A 15,028-nucleotide genomic window follows, 5' to 3' on the forward strand; every position below is an offset into this window, starting at 1 on the left:
GCCAGCTCCCACAGGGAAATGCATTCCAAATGTGGGAGCTGGCTTGCCTGCGATGAGGCCAGTGAAGCTGCACCAGAATTAACGAAGGTATGAAGATGTCCCAGCCAACCAAAATCATCATCGCCAACACCCCCTTACGTTGGCAGGACGTAGTCGCCGTCGCCCGCCACGGCGCCGTCCTCGAACTCTCGGGCCAAGCCTGGGCGCGCATCGACAATGCCCAGGCCATCGTGCAACGCATCGTTACCAGCGGCGAACGCGCCTACGGCGTGAACACCGGCCTCGGCGCGCTGTGCAATGTCTCGCTCAAGGGCGAGCAACTCAGCCAGCTGTCACGCAACACCCTGCTGAGCCACGCCTGCGGCGTCGGCCCGGTGCTCAGCGACGAACAGACCCGCGCGATCATCTGCGCCACGATCATCAACTACAGCCACGGCAAATCCGGCCTGCACCCGCAGGTGGTGCACGCGTTGCTGGCGCTGCTCAACCACGGCATCACGCCGCAAGTGCCGTCCCAGGGCTCGGTGGGTTACCTGACCCATATGGCCCACGTCGGCGTGGCGCTGTTGGGTGTGGGCAATGTGAGCTATCGCGGCCAGATCGTCCCGGCGCAGCAAGCGTTGAGCGCCGAAGGTTTGCAGCCGGTGGTGCTCGGCGCCAAGGACGGCCTGTGCCTGGTCAACGGCACGCCGTGCATGACCGGCCTGAGCTGCCTGGCCCTGGCCGATGCGCACCATTTGCTGCAATGGGCCGATGTGATCGGCGCCATGAGTTTCGAGGCCCAGCGCGGCCAGATCGATGCGTTTGACGAAGAAATCATCGCCCTCAAGCCGCACCCGGGCATGCAGCACGTCGGTATCAACCTGCGTGCGCTGCTGGACGGCAGTGAAGTGATCGCCAGCAGCAAAGGCATTCGCACCCAGGACGCGTTGAGCATCCGCTCGATCCCGCAGATCCACGGCGCAGCCCGCGATCAGGTGGAGCACGCCACGCGCCAGATCGAGACCGAACTCAACAGCGCCACCGACAACCCGCTGCTGCTCGGCACGCCGGACAGCTACCGCGTGGTGTCCCAGGCCAACCCGCATGGCCAGTCGGTGGCCCTGGCGGCAGACCTGCTCGCCATCGCCATGGCCGAGATCGGCTCGGTGGCCGAGCGCCGCCTGGACCGCCTGATCAACCCCCACGTCAGCGGTCTGCCGGCGTTCCTGGTGAGCAACCCCGGGGTCAACTCCGGGATGATGATCGTGCAGTACGTCGCCGCGTCCCTGTGTGGACAAAATCGCCAACTGGCGCAACCGGCCGTGCTCGACAACTTCGTCACCTCCGGCTTGCAGGAAGACCACCTGAGCATGGGCACCAACGCCGCGCTCAAGCTGCACCAGGTGCTGGCCAACGTCACGCAGATCCTCGCCATCGAGTATTTGCTGGCGGCCCAGGCGTTCGAATTCCTGAAGGACCAGCGTTTCGGCGCCGGCACCGACCGCGCCTGGCGCTTGCTGCGCGAAGGGGTGCCGGCCTACGAACAAGACCGCTGGCTGGCGCCGGACATTGCCGCCGCTGCCCAGTTGATCAAAGACACCGCGTTACCCAATTTGCACTGATCGTCAAAAGAACAATTCAAAAGGAGTAGGAATGTGACTGCGCTAAATCTGATTCCAGGCCAACTGAGCCTTGCCCAACTGCGGGCCATCTACCAGCAGCCGGTAACACTCAGCCTGGATGACAGCGCCACGGCGCAGATCGAAGCCAGCGTGGCGTGCGTGGAGCAGATTCTCGCCGAGAATCGCACCGCCTACGGCATCAATACCGGTTTCGGCCTGCTGGCCTCGACCCGCATCGCCAGTGAAGACCTGGAAAACCTCCAGCGTTCCCTGGTGCTGTCCCACGCCGCCGGCGTCGGTGAGCCCATCAGCGATGCGCTGGTGCGGCTGGTCATGGTGCTCAAGGTCAACAGCCTCAGCCGTGGCTTCTCCGGCATCCGTCGCCAGGTGATCGACGCGTTGATCGCGCTGATCAATGCCGAGGTGTACCCGCACATTCCGCTGAAAGGCTCGGTGGGTGCTTCCGGTGACTTGGCGCCGTTGGCGCACATGTCCCTGGTGCTGCTGGGCGAAGGCAAGGCGCGCTACAAGGGCGAATGGCTGGAAGCCACCGACGCGCTGAAAGTCGCCGGCCTCACGCCGCTGACCCTCGCCGCCAAAGAAGGCCTGGCGCTGCTCAACGGCACCCAGGTCTCCACCGCCTATGCCTTGCGTGGCCTGTTTGAAGGTGAAGACCTGTTCGCCGGGGCCCTGGCGTGTGGCGCGCTCACCGTGGAAGCAGTGCTCGGTTCGCGCTCGCCATTCGACGCGCGTATTCACGCCGCGCGCGGCCAGCGGGGGCAGATCGACGCCGCCACGGCCTATCGCGACCTGCTGGGTGAAAGCAGCCAGGTGTCGCAGTCGCACCAGAACTGCGACAAGGTCCAGGACCCGTACTCCCTGCGTTGCCAGCCGCAAGTCATGGGCGCCTGCCTGACCCAGTTCCGCCAGGCCGCTGAAGTGCTGGTGGTCGAAGCCAACGCCGTGTCGGATAACCCGCTGGTATTTGCCGCCGAAGGCGACGTGATCTCCGGCGGCAACTTCCACGCCGAACCGGTGGCCATGGCCGCTGACAACATGGCCCTGGCCATCGCCGAAATCGGCTCCCTCAGCGAGCGCCGTATCTCGTTGATGATGGACAAGCACATGTCCCAGCTGCCGCCGTTTTTGGTGGGCAATGGCGGGGTCAACTCCGGTTTCATGATCGCCCAGGTGACCGCCGCCGCGCTCGCCAGCGAGAACAAGGCGCTGGCGCACCCGCATAGCGTGGACAGCCTGCCAACCTCGGCCAACCAGGAAGACCACGTGTCGATGGCCCCGGCGGCGGGCAAGCGCCTGTGGGAAATGGCCGAGAACACCCGTGGCGTGTTGGCGGTCGAATGGCTGGCGGCCTGCCAGGGCCTGGACCTGCGCGAAGGCCTGAAAACCTCGCCGAAGCTGGAAAAGGCGCGCGCCATCCTGCGCGACAAAGTGGCGTTCTATGAGAAGGACCGTTTCTTCGCCCCGGACATCAACGCCGCCAGCGAACTGCTTGCCAGCCGCTGCCTGAATGAACTGGTGCCGGCCAAGTTGCTGCCAAGCCTCTAAGGCGCAACACCGATCAATGTGGGAGCTGGCTTGCCTGCGATAGCAATCTATCAGTTGAAACATAGGTGACTGACACACCGCCATCGCAGGCAAGCCAGCTCCCACATTTGATCTTCAGTAGATTCAGAATTTTCTCAGGATAAAAATAATTAGGGACGAGAAATGCACCAGCAAGAACAAGGTTTGAAACGCGGCCTAAGCGCCCGACATATTCGCTTCATGGCACTGGGGTCGGCGATCGGCACCGGGCTTTTCTACGGCTCCGCCTCGGCCATCCAGATGGCCGGCCCGGCCGTGCTGCTGGCCTACCTGATCGGCGGCGCCGCGGTGTTCATGGTGATGCGCGCCCTTGGCGAGATGGCCGTGCACAACCCGGTGTCCGGCTCGTTCGGCCAGTACGCCAGCACCTACCTGGGGCCCATGGCCGGTTTTATCCTCGGCTGGACCTACGCGTTTGAAATGATCATTGTCTGTCTCGCCGATGTGACGGCGTTCGGCATCTACATGGGCTTCTGGTTTCCCGACGTGGCACGTTGGGTCTGGGTGCTGGGCATCGTGTTTTTGATCGGCGGCCTGAACCTGTGCAACGTCAAAGTGTTTGGCGAAATGGAGTTCTGGCTGTCGCTGCTCAAGGTCGGCGCCATCGTCGCAATGATCCTCGGCGGCTTCGGCATCATGCTGTTTGGTATCCACACCGCCGGTGAAACCCAGGCCAGCGGCCTCAGCAACCTGTGGGCCCACGGCGGCTTTATGCCCAACGGCATCGGCGGCCTGATCGCCTCGTTTGCCGTGGTGATGTTTGCCTTCGGCGGCATCGAGATCATCGGCATCACCGCCGGTGAAGCCAAGGACCCGCAACGCGTGATCCCCAAGGCGATCAACGCCGTGCCGCTGCGCATCCTGCTGTTCTACGTGCTCACCCTGTTTGTGCTGATGGCCATCTACCCGTGGCCGCAGATCGGCAGCCAGGGCAGCCCGTTCGTGCAGATCTTCAGCAACCTCGGCATCGGCTCGGCGGCGACCATCCTCAATATCGTGGTGATCTCGGCAGCCGTCTCGGCGATCAACAGTGACATCTTCGGCGCCGGCCGCATGATGTACGGCCTGGCCCAGCAAGGGCAGGCGCCCAAAGGCTTTGCGCAACTGTCCAAGCAGGGCGTGCCGTGGATGACCGTGGTGGTGATGGCCGCCGCGCTGCTGGGCGGCGTGGTGCTCAACTACCTGATCCCGGAAAATGTGTTCCTGCTGATCGCCTCGATTGCCACCTTCGCCACCGTGTGGGTGTGGCTGATGATCCTGTTTACCCAGGTCGCCATGCGCCGCTCGATGACCCGCGAGCAGGTGGCCGAACTGAAATTCCCGGTACCGTTCTGGCCCTATGCGCCAGCGGCGGCCATCGTGTTCATGCTGTTTGTGTTTGGTGTGCTGGGTTATTTCCCGGACACCCAGGCCGCCTTGCTGGTCGGCGCCGTGTGGATCGTGTTGCTGGTGCTGGCCTACCTGCTGTGGGTCAAGCCCGCTGCCGGGCAAGCGGCCAAGGTCCATTACGACCCGGCTTTGTCTCATCGTTAATTTAGGGAGGCGTTGATGAAAACGCTTTGGCAACACTGCCACGTCGCAACCATGGCGGGCGGCAAATACTCGATCATCGAGGATGCTGCCCTGGTCACCGCAGGTCAGCTCATCGAGTGGATCGGCCCCTTGGCTGAACTGCCCCAGGGCGACTATGCGCAGGTTCACGACCTGCAAGGCGCGTGGGTCACCCCCGGGCTGATCGACTGCCACACCCACACGGTGTTCGGTGGCAATCGCAGTGGCGAATTCGAGCAGCGCCTTGAGGGCGTGAGCTATGCCGAGATCGCGGCCAAGGGCGGCGGCATTGCCAGCACCGTGCGCGCCACCCGCGCGGCAAGCGAAGATGAACTGTTTGCCAGTGCCCACAAGCGCCTGCGCAGTTTGCTGCGTGACGGCGTGACCACGGTGGAGATCAAGTCCGGTTATGGCCTGGACCTGGCCAACGAACGCAAGATGCTGCGGGTCGCCCGGCGCCTGGGCGAGGCGCTGCCGGTCAGTGTGCGTGCCACGTGCCTGGCGGCCCATGCATTGCCGCCGGAGTACAAGGATCGGGCCGACGACTATATCCAGCACATTTGCAGCGAAATGCTGCCCGCCCTGGCGGCAGAAGGGCTGGTGGACGCGGTGGACGCGTTCTGCGAATACCTGGCGTTCTCCACCGAGCAGGTCGAGCGTGTGTTCAAGGTCGCCCAGCACTTGGGCCTGCCGGTGAAGCTGCACGCCGAGCAACTTTCGTCGTTGCACGGCTCCAGCCTGGCGGCGCGTTATCACGCGTTGTCGGCGGATCACCTGGAGTTCATGACCGAGGAAGACGCCATCGCCATGGCCGCCTCCGGCACCGTCGCCGTGTTGCTGCCGGGGGCGTTCTACTTCCTGCGGGAAACCCAGCTGCCGCCGATGGACGCCCTGCGCAAGCACGGGGTGAAGATCGCCATCGCCAGCGACCTCAACCCCGGCACTTCGCCGGCGTTGTCGGTGCGCCTGATGTTGAACATGGCCTGCACCCTGTTCCGCATGACCCCGGAAGAAGCCTTGGCCGGCGCCACGCAACATGCCGCCACGGCGCTGGGCATGGGCGACACCCACGGCTCCCTGGAAGTGGGCAAGGTCGCGGACTTTGTCGCCTGGCAGATTGATCGTCCCGCCGACCTGGCCTACTGGCTGGGCGGCGAACTGGATAAACGCGTCGTGCGCCACGGCGCTGATGTCACCGTTTGAGGAGTAGGGTTGTGGATAAGGTTCTGAACTTCAAACAAGGCCGGGTGCCGCTGCTAATCAGCATGCCCCACGCGGGTTTGCGCCTGACGCCGGCGGTCGCGGCCGGGTTGATCCCCGAGGCACAAAGTCTGCCGGACACCGACTGGCATATCCCCACGCTGTATGACTTTGCCGAGGCGCTGGGTGCCAGCACCTTGTCGGCCGAATATTCGCGGTTTGTGATCGACCTGAACCGGCCGTCCGACGACAAGCCGCTGTACGTCGGCGCCACCACCGGGCTGTACCCGGCCACGTTGTTCGACGGCGTGCCGTTGTTCCGTGAGGGGCTGGAGCCGACCGAGACCGAGCGCGCCAGTTACTTGCAGAAGATCTGGGGCCCGTATCATCGCACGCTGCAGGAGGAGCTGGCACGGCTCAAGGCCGAGTTCGGCTACGCCTTGCTGTTCGATGCGCACTCGATCCGCTCGGTGATCCCGCACCTGTTCGACGGCAAGCTACCGGACTTCAACCTTGGCACCTTCAATGGCGCTGCCTGTGATCCCGCGTTGGCCAGCCAACTGGAAGCCATCTGCGCCGGGCATCCGCAGTACAGCCATGTGTTGAACGGGCGCTTCAAGGGCGGGCATATCACCCGCCATTACGGCAACCCGGCGCAGGATATTCATGCGGTGCAGCTGGAGTTGTGCCAGAGCACTTATATGGAAGAGGTGGAACCGTTTCGTTATCGGGCGGATCTGGCTGAGCCGACGCGGGTGGTGTTGAAGCAGTTGTTGGAAGGGGTGTTGGCCTGGGGGCAACGGCGTTACGGCTGATATCGCTATCGCAGGCAAGCCAGCTCCCACAGTTTTCACTGTATTCACAAGTCCAAATGTGGGAGCGGGCTTGCCCGCGATGAGGGCCCCACAGTCGCCCCAGTGCAACTGCCGGTCGCCCCAGTTCGTGTCCACCCAGGCCCCACTGGCTAAGGTTGTGCAATAACAACAGCCGAGTGAGACCGCCCCCCATGCAAAAAACCTTGTTGAGCCTCATCGTCGCCGCACTGTTCAGTGCACAAGCCATGGCCGCCGAACCGGCCTCCTGCAAAAACATCCGCATGGGCGTGGTCAGTTGGACCGACGTGGTCGCCACTTCTGCCATCGCCGACGTGCTGTACAGCGGCTTGGGCTATCACAGCAAGCAAACCACGGCCGTGCAGCAGCTGATTTTTGCCGGTATTCGCGATAAACGCCTGGATATCTTCCTGGGTTACTGGAAACCGGCGATGGACAAGAACATCGCCCCGTTCCTGGCGGCCAAGCAGGTCAAGGTCCTTGATTCACCAAGCCTTGCCGAGGCCCGGGCGACGTTGGCTGTGCCGAAGTACGTGGCCGATGCCGGGTTGAACACCTTTGCCGATATCGCCCGCTTCAAGGACCAATTGGGCGCCAAGATCTACGGTATTGAGCCGGGGAGCGCCGCCAATACGGACCTGCAAAAAATGATCGATGCCAACGATTTCGGCCTGGGCAGCTTCAAGCTGGTCGCCTCCGGTGAAGCCGGGATGCTGGCCGCCGTGCAGCGTGCGGTGAGCCGCAAGGAATTTGTGGTCTTCGTCGGTTGGACCCCGCACCCGATGAATATCAATATGGACATGGTCTACCTGACCGGCAGTAACGATCTGTTCGGCCCCAATGAAGGCCGCGCTACCGTCTCTACCGTCACCGCGCCGGACTTCGCTGAGCGTTGTCCCAACGCCAACCGCCTGCTGGAAAACCTTACCTTTACCGCCCCCCAGGAAAGCCAGTTGATGGTGCCGATCATGGCACGCCAGTCGCCCCAGGCCGTGGCCAAGCAGTGGCTGCGTGACCATCCCGAGGATCTGCAGCGCTGGCTGGCCGGGGTGACGGCGTTTGATGGCCAGGATGGCGTGGCGGCTGTGCAGGCCAGCCTCAAACCCTGAGCCAAACACGGTAAATCAAACAAAGAGGGGCAATGTGGGAGCAGGCAAGCCAGCTCCCACAGTTGATCTCCATCGTCAGGGAAGTCTATGTATGTCCCAATACCCGATATCTTCGCAAATGCGCGCCTTTGTGGATAAAACCGAATCCTTCACCAGCGCCGATACCTCCCTGGCCGGCCTGCGCCAGAACTACAACCGCATGTGCCAGGCCTTCACCCCGCCACCGCCGCAAGACCTGCTAATAGAAGATTTTTCCCTGGGCGGCGTAGCCGTGCGCAGTTACCGACCCACCACAGCCACCCCCTCCGACGGTTGGCCCTGCCTTCTATATATGCACGGCGGCGGCTGGGTGGTCGGCGGGTTGGATTCCCACGACTTCATCTGCGCAGAACTGGCCAATGAGTTACAGGTGCTGGTGATCGCCATCGACTACCGCTTGGCCCCCGAGCACCCGTTCCCGGCCGCGTACGACGATTGCCGCGCGGTGTGGCAGGCGATCCAGATGGGGCAGGGGCCGCACGTCGTCAACCAGCGACGGCTGGTGGTGGCGGGCGACAGTGCGGGCGGCAACCTGGCGGCGGCGTTATGCCTGGGGTTACGCGACGCCGGGCAGGCGTTGCCGCTGGCCCAGGTGCTGATTTATCCGGGGCTGGGCGGCCCGGCGGATTTACCGTCCCGTCGTGATTGCCGGGATGCGCCGCTGCTCAGCACTGCCGACAGTGACTACTATCGAGCGCTTTACCTGGGCGACGACGCTCAACTGTCGCCCTACGGCATGCCGCTGCTGGCCACCGATTTCAGCGGCCTGCCCAGGGCTTTTATCGCCGTGGCCCAGTTCGACCCGCTGCGCGACGATGGCAGGCTCTACGCCGAACGCCTGCACGCGGCGGCCGTGGAGACGCTGTTGTATCCCGGCAAGGGCCTGATCCATGGCTGCCTGCGGGCGCGGCGGCAGGTGGCGGAGGTGGATCAACTCTACGACTGCTTGCTGGGTTACCTGAGGAGCGAAGGGCTGACACAGGTCTAAGCGCTCAAGGACATGCTCATTGCACAATTCGGGTTTATAGTGCCAGACGGCACAATAATAGACGTCCCCTCAGGGATGAACCCGACCCCTTACGGAGCGCGCAATGCAGACTTGGTTTCCACAGATCAAACCCTACGCCCGGCACGATCTGGCCGTCGATGACACGCACACCCTGTACGTCGACGAAAGTGGCTCCCCCGAAGGCTTGCCTGTCGTCTTCATCCACGGTGGCCCTGGCGCCGGTTGCGATGCCAACAGCCGCTGCTATTTCGATCCGAACCTGTACCACATTGTCACCTTCGACCAGCGTGGCTGCGGGCGCTCCACCCCGCGTGCGAGCCTGGAAAACAACACCACCTGGGACCTGGTCGCTGACCTTGAGCGCATCCGCGAACACCTGGGCATCGACAAATGGGTGCTGTTCGGCGGCTCCTGGGGCTCGACCCTGGCCCTGGCCTATGCGCAAACCCATCCCGAGCGTGTGCTTGGCCTGATCGTGCGCGGCATTTTCCTCGCCCGCCCGCAAGACATCGAATGGTTCTACCAGGCCGGTGCCAGCCGCCTGTTCCCGGACTACTGGCAGGACTACCTCGCGCCGATCCCGGTGGAGGAGCGCCACGACATGATCGCGGCCTACCACAAGCGCCTCACCGGCAACGACCAGATCGCCCAGATGCACGCGGCCAAGGCCTGGTCCGGTTGGGAAGGGCGCATGCTCGGCCTGTGCCCGAGTCCGCAGCATGTGGAGCGTTTTTCCGAGCCGCAGCGCGCGTTGTCGATTGCGCGGATCGAATGCCATTACTTCACCAACAACTCCTTCCTGGAGCCCAACCAGCTGATTCGCGACATGCACAAGATCGCCCATCTGCCTGGCGTAATCATCCATGGCCGCTACGATATGATCTGCCCGTTGGATAACGCCTGGGAGCTGCATCAGGCGTGGCCCAACAGTGAATTGCAGGTGATTCGCGAGGCCGGGCATGCGGCATCCGAGCCGGGCATTACCGATGCGTTGGTGCGTGCGACCGGCGAGATGGCCCGGCGCCTGCTCGACTTGCCGCCCGAAGAAGCATGAAGGGCCTGTTGCAGCGGGTGCGTGGGGCCCGGGTCGAGGTCGCGGGGGAAATTGTCGGGGCCATCGACCAGGGTTTGCTGGTGCTGGTGGCGGTCGAACCGGGCGACACGCCCGAGAGCGCCGACAAACTGTTGCACAAGCTGCTTAACTATCGGGTGTTCAGCGACGATGAGGGCAAGATGAACCTGTCGCTGAAGGACATCGACGGCGGTTTGCTGCTGGTATCGCAGTTCACCCTGGCGGCGGACACCAAGAGCGGGTTGCGGCCGAGCTTCTCCACGGCGGCCCCTCCGGCCTTGGGCGCGGCGCTTTTCGATCATTTGCTGGTACAAGCGCAACAATTGCATGGCAAGGTGGGGTCGGGGCGTTTTGGCGCCGATATGCAGGTGCATTTGGTCAATGATGGCCCTGTGACCTTCCTGCTCCAGACATGAATGTATTAAAAACGACTTTTAATGCCTAAAAACGCAGTATTTCACTACAAATACTTCGTTGCCCCTGATGCGTTGTCTCGCGGGCTACTAGATAATCGCGCGCTACGGGGATCAGCGTTGTTTGGTCCATTTTTGACTTAGGTAGAGACTTGTCCGATCGCCAATGGGGAATCATTTTGCCCCAGGGGAGTCGGAACAATGCTCGCCAACCTGGCATATAGATAGCTGGCCGTTGGTTTTTTGATCTGTTTTCGGCGAGGGTTGCTCGTGATTGTTAGTCCCTGTAATGCACCAAAATTGTCTGCCAAACGGTTACGAAACGCACTGGTGACGGGCTCTGCCCTGTTTTGCCTGTTCGGCGCGGGTCAACTGTGGGCATTCAGTCTGGATGATGTGTCGGCCAAGGCTAAAGAGCTGGCCGGGCAGAAATACGAAGCGCCGCGCAGCAATCTGCCGAACGAATTCCGCGAAATGAAATTCGCCGATTACCAGAAGATTCGTTTCCGCAACGAAAAAGCGGAGTGGGCCGATCAGAACACCCCATTCAAGCTGTCCTTCTATCACCAGGGTATGCACTTCGATACGCCGGTGAAAATCAACGAAGTCACGGCCGACAGCGTCAACGAAATCAAATATGACGCCTCGCGTTTCGATTTCGGCGACATGAAGCTTGATCCGAAAGCCACCGAACAACTGGGTTATGCCGGCTTCCGTGTGCTGTACCCGATCAACAAGGCCGACAAGCAAGACGAAATCATGACCATGCTCGGCGCCAGCTACTTCCGCGTCGTCGGCAAGGGCCAAGCCTATGGCTTGTCCGCCCGTGGCATGGCGATCGACACCGCGTTGCCGTCCGGCGAAGAATTCCCGCGTTTCACCGAGTTCTGGATCGAGCGTCCGAAGCCGGGTGAAAAACAGCTGGTGATCTTTGCCCTGCTGGATTCCCCGCGTGCCACCGGTGCATATCGCCTGACCCTGCGTCCGGGCACCGACACCATTGTCGACGTGAAATCCCAGATGTACCTGCGCGACAAGGTCAGCAAGCTGGGCGTTGCCCCACTGACGAGCATGTTCCTGTTCGGCGCGAACCAGCCGTCCAAGGTGCTCAACTACCGCCGTGAGCTGCACGATTCCAGCGGCCTGTCGATCCATGCCGGCAACGGCGAGTGGATCTGGCGCCCACTGAACAACCCTAAACACCTGTCGGTCAGCAACTTCACCGTCGAAAACCCGAAAGGTTTCGGCCTGCTGCAACGTGGCCGCGATTTCAGCCACTACGAAGACCTCGACGACAACTACGACAAGCGCCCAAGCGCCTGGATCGAGCCTGAAGGCGACTGGGGCAAGGGCTCCGTCGACCTGGTAGAGATCCCGACCGCCGACGAAACCAACGACAACATCGTTGCCTTCTGGAGCCCGGCCGAGCTGCCCAAACCGGGCGAGCCGCTGGACGTCGCCTACCGCCTGCACTGGACCATGGACGAAAAATCCCTGCACCCGGCCGACAGCGCCTGGGTCAAGCAGACCCTGCGTTCCACCGGTGACGTGAAGCAGTCCAACCTGATCCGTCAGCCGGACGGCAGCGTGGCCTACCTGGTGGACTTCGAGGGCCCGTCCCTCAAGGCACTGCCGGCGGACGCCCCGGTGCGCAGCCAGGTGAGTGTTGGCGACAACGCTGAAGTGGTCGAAAACAGCGTGCGCTACAACGAGCACACCAAAGGCTGGCGCCTGACCCTGCGCATGAAGATCAAGGACGCAGGCAAGCCGACCGAAATGCGTGCGGCCCTGGTGCAGGACATCGTCAAGCCTGAGCCTGAGAAGGATTCGAGCCACGTGCTCAAGGCCGACAAAGTCCTGGCCAAGCAACACGAGAAGCAGGCCAAGAAAGACGCGAAAGACGCAAAAGACGCAAAAGACGCGAAAGACAAGCAGCCAGAAGCTGCCCCAGCCACACCGGAGCCGATCAAGACCGAACAAGTCCTGACCGAGACCTGGAGCTATCAGTTGCCTGCCGATGAGTAATTCCCAAGCCACGCCAGAGACTCTGCAAGAGTACCTGGCGCACCTGCCGATGACGGCCGAGCAGCGCGCCGAGCTGGCGGGCTGCACGTCTTTCAGCGAGTTGCACGAACGCTTGTCGTCGTCCACCTTCGACGCCCCGACCGACGCCGCCCAAGCGTCGGTGGGCTCGCGGCTGCTGCTCAACAGTGCCGAAGAGCTGCAAGACGCCGAAATGCTCGTGCTCGACGCCGAAGGCCGCGTGTGCCTGAAAGCCACGCCGCCGATCCGTCGGACCAAAGTGGTGCCCGAGCCTTGGCGCACCAATATCCTGGTGCGCGGTTGGCGCCGGATGACTGGTCGCACCAACCCGCCGAAGCCGCCGAAAGACGAACGTGTATTGCCGGCTGCGCGCTGGCGTACCGTGGGTTCGATCCGTCGCTACATCCTGCTGGTGCTGATGCTCGGCCAGACCATCGTTGCCGGCTGGTACATGAAAGGCATCATGCCGTACCAGGGCTGGTCGCTCGTCGACTTCGACGAAATCCGCAACCAGACCCTGCTGCAAACCGCAACGCAGGTGCTGCCTTACGCCCTGCAAACCAGCATCCTGATCATGTTCGGGATCTTGTTCTGCTGGGTGTCGGCGGGTTTCTGGACCGCGCTGATGGGCTTCCTGGAACTGCTGACCGGTCACGATAAATACCGCATTTCCGGTAAAAGTGCCGGTGACGAGCCGATTCCGAAGGACGCCCGCACCGCGCTGGTGATGCCGATCTGCAACGAAGACGTGCCCCGCGTATTCGCCGGTCTGCGCGCCACCTTCGAATCGGTGGCCGCCACGGGCGACCTGGACCGCTTCGACTTCTTCGTGCTCAGCGACAGTAACGACGCCGACATCTGCATCGCCGAACAGCAAGCCTGGCTCGACGTGTGCCGTGAAGCCGGTGGTTTCGGCAAGATCTTCTATCGCCGCCGTCGCCGTCGCGTCAAACGCAAGAGCGGCAACCTCGACGACTTCTGCCGTCGCTGGGGCGGTGACTACAAGTACATGGTCGTGCTCGACGCCGACAGCGTGATGAGCGGCGAGTGCCTGACCAGCCTGGTGCGCCTGATGGAAGCCACGCCGGATGCCGGGATTATCCAGACCGCGCCGCGTGCGTCGGGCATGGACACCCTGTATGCGCGCATGCAGCAGTTCGCCACCCGTGTGTACGGCCCGCTGTTCACCGCCGGCCTGCACTTCTGGCAGCTGGGTGAATCCCACTACTGGGGTCACAACGCGATCATCCGCATGAAACCGTTCATCGAGCACTGCGCCCTGGCACCGTTGCCGGGCAAAGGCGCGTTCGCCGGTTCGATTCTGTCCCACGACTTCGTTGAAGCTGCGCTGATGCGCCGTGCCGGCTGGGGCGTGTGGATTGCCTACGATCTGCCGGGCAGCTACGAAGAACTGCCGCCGAACCTGCTGGACGAACTCAAGCGTGACCGTCGCTGGTGCCACGGCAACCTGATGAACTTCCGCCTGTTCCTGGTCAAGGGCATGCACCCGGTGCACCGTGCGGTGTTTCTCACCGGCGTGATGTCCTACCTGTCGGCGCCGCTGTGGTTCCTGTTCCTGGTGCTGTCTACCGCGTTGCTGGCGGTGAACACCCTGATGGAACCGCAGTACTTCATGGCCCCGCGCCAGTTGTACCCACTGTGGCCGCAATGGCATCCCGACAAGGCGGTGGCGCTGTTCTCCACCACCATCGTGCTGCTGTTCCTGCCAAAACTGCTGAGCATCATCCTGATCTGGGCCAAGGGCGCGAAAGAGTTCGGTGGCAAGTTCAAGGTGACCCTGTCGATGCTGCTGGAGATGCTGTTCTCCATGCTGCTGGCGCCGGTGCGAATGATCTTCCACACCCGTTTCGTCCTGGCCGCGTTCCTCGGCTGGGCCGCAACCTGGAACTCGCCGCAGCGTGACGACGACTCCACGCCGTGGAGCGAGGCGGTCAAGCGCCACGGTCCGCAAACCGTGCTGGGCTTCCTGTGGGCACTGTTGGTGGTGTGGCTGAACCCGAGCTTCCTGTGGTGGCTGGTGCCGATTGTCGGTTCGCTGATGCTGTCGATTCCGGTCTCGGTGATTTCCAGCCGGGTCAAGCTGGGCCTCAAGTCCCGCGACGAGAGCCTGTTCCTGATTCCCGAGGAATACAATCCGCCGCAGGCGCTGCTGTCCACCGAGAAGTACACCCACGAAAACCGTTGGCATGCACTCAACGACGGCTTTGTCCGCGCCGTGGTCGACCCGCAGCAGAATGCCCTGGCCTGTGCCCTGGCGACGTCGCGTCACCGCGAAGCGGAGCCGATCGAGTACCTGCGCGCCGAGCGTGTGCGCCATGCGTTGAAAGTCGGCCCTGCCGGCCTCAACAACGGCGAACGCGTGGCCTTGCTCAGTGACCCGGTCGCCCTGGCCCGCCTGCACGAGCAGGTCTGGAGCGAAGGGCATGCCGAGTGGCTGGGGGCGTGGCGTGAGTCGATCAAGGCTGATCCGCACGCGCCGTTGCTGCCGCTGCAACCGCAAGTCTCCCAGGCCCAACCGGCCTGATTCAG

General features: G+C 62.8%; 10 protein-coding genes and 1 pseudogene. All 11 read left to right on the forward strand.

All coding sequences use genetic code 11. The features are described 5' to 3' along the window. Positions 1 to 95: 95 nt before the first annotated feature. Complete coding sequence (gene hutH / locus PSH87_RS01835) at positions 96 to 1,604, forward strand: histidine ammonia-lyase (protein WP_305432263.1); 1,509 nt, start codon at positions 96 to 98, stop codon at positions 1,602 to 1,604. A 33-nt stretch (positions 1,605 to 1,637) separates the two neighbouring features. Next, on the forward strand, positions 1,638 to 3,170 hold the full coding sequence (gene hutH, locus PSH87_RS01840; protein ID WP_017738816.1) for a histidine ammonia-lyase: 1,533 nt from the start codon (positions 1,638 to 1,640) through the stop codon (positions 3,168 to 3,170). Between the two features lie 162 nt (positions 3,171 to 3,332). Then, positions 3,333 to 4,742 carry an amino acid permease gene (locus PSH87_RS01845; RefSeq protein WP_017738817.1) on the forward strand — a complete coding sequence of 470 codons (1,410 nt, stop codon included), beginning with the start codon at positions 3,333 to 3,335 and terminating at the stop codon, positions 4,740 to 4,742. A gap of 15 nt (positions 4,743 to 4,757) precedes the next feature. Beyond that, the gene (hutI, locus tag PSH87_RS01850) at positions 4,758 to 5,963 is read left to right on the forward strand and encodes an imidazolonepropionase (protein WP_305432264.1); all 1,206 of its coding nucleotides are present in this window, start codon (positions 4,758 to 4,760) and stop codon (positions 5,961 to 5,963) included. Between the two features lie 11 nt (positions 5,964 to 5,974). Next, positions 5,975 to 6,775, forward strand: coding sequence for an N-formylglutamate deformylase (gene hutG, locus PSH87_RS01855; protein ID WP_305432265.1), 801 nt, complete (start codon positions 5,975 to 5,977; stop codon positions 6,773 to 6,775). A gap of 191 nt (positions 6,776 to 6,966) precedes the next feature. Beyond that, positions 6,967 to 7,902: a choline ABC transporter substrate-binding protein gene (choX, locus tag PSH87_RS01860; RefSeq protein WP_305432266.1), complete on the forward strand. Its 936-nt coding sequence runs from the start codon at positions 6,967 to 6,969 to the stop codon at positions 7,900 to 7,902. Between the two features lie 91 nt (positions 7,903 to 7,993). Continuing rightward, positions 7,994 to 8,929, forward strand: coding sequence for an alpha/beta hydrolase (locus PSH87_RS01865; RefSeq protein WP_305432267.1), 936 nt, complete (start codon positions 7,994 to 7,996; stop codon positions 8,927 to 8,929). A gap of 103 nt (positions 8,930 to 9,032) precedes the next feature. Next, entirely contained in the window at positions 9,033 to 10,004 is a 972-nt protein-coding gene (pip, locus tag PSH87_RS01870; RefSeq protein WP_017738822.1) for a prolyl aminopeptidase, read from the forward strand. After that, a complete protein-coding gene (gene dtd / locus PSH87_RS01875; RefSeq protein WP_305432268.1) occupies positions 10,001 to 10,438 on the forward strand; it encodes a D-aminoacyl-tRNA deacylase in 438 nt (145 codons plus the stop codon). The genes pip and dtd overlap by 4 nt, the downstream gene beginning before the upstream one ends. Positions 10,439 to 10,705: 267 nt before the next feature. Continuing rightward, entirely contained in the window at positions 10,706 to 12,460 is a 1,755-nt protein-coding gene (locus PSH87_RS01880) for a glucan biosynthesis protein G (RefSeq protein ID WP_305432269.1), read from the forward strand. Beyond that, positions 12,453 to 15,025 (forward strand): annotated as a pseudogene (mdoH, locus tag PSH87_RS01885) (glucans biosynthesis glucosyltransferase MdoH); the annotation flags it as partial. The gene PSH87_RS01880 and the pseudogene mdoH, both read left to right, overlap by 8 nt. Positions 15,026 to 15,028: the final 3 nt, after the last annotated feature.

It is taken from the genome of Pseudomonas sp. FP453 (assembly GCF_030687495.1).
Classification (GTDB): domain Bacteria; phylum Pseudomonadota; class Gammaproteobacteria; order Pseudomonadales; family Pseudomonadaceae; genus Aquipseudomonas.

Bases quoted from the DNA above. Each gene is read 5' to 3' on its own strand.
- hutH (WP_305432263.1), top strand. From the start codon at position 96: ATGTCCCAGCCAACCAAAATCATCATCGCCAACACCCCCTTACGTTGG.
- PSH87_RS01845 (WP_017738817.1), top strand. From the start codon at position 3,333: ATGCACCAGCAAGAACAAGGTTTGAAACGCGGCCTAAGCGCCCGACAT.
- hutI (WP_305432264.1), top strand. From the start codon at position 4,758: ATGAAAACGCTTTGGCAACACTGCCACGTCGCAACCATGGCGGGCGGC.
- choX (WP_305432266.1), top strand. From the start codon at position 6,967: ATGCAAAAAACCTTGTTGAGCCTCATCGTCGCCGCACTGTTCAGTGCA.
- PSH87_RS01865 (WP_305432267.1), top strand. From the start codon at position 7,994: ATGTCCCAATACCCGATATCTTCGCAAATGCGCGCCTTTGTGGATAAA.
- pip (WP_017738822.1), top strand. From the start codon at position 9,033: ATGCAGACTTGGTTTCCACAGATCAAACCCTACGCCCGGCACGATCTG.
- dtd (WP_305432268.1), top strand. From the start codon at position 10,001: ATGAAGGGCCTGTTGCAGCGGGTGCGTGGGGCCCGGGTCGAGGTCGCG.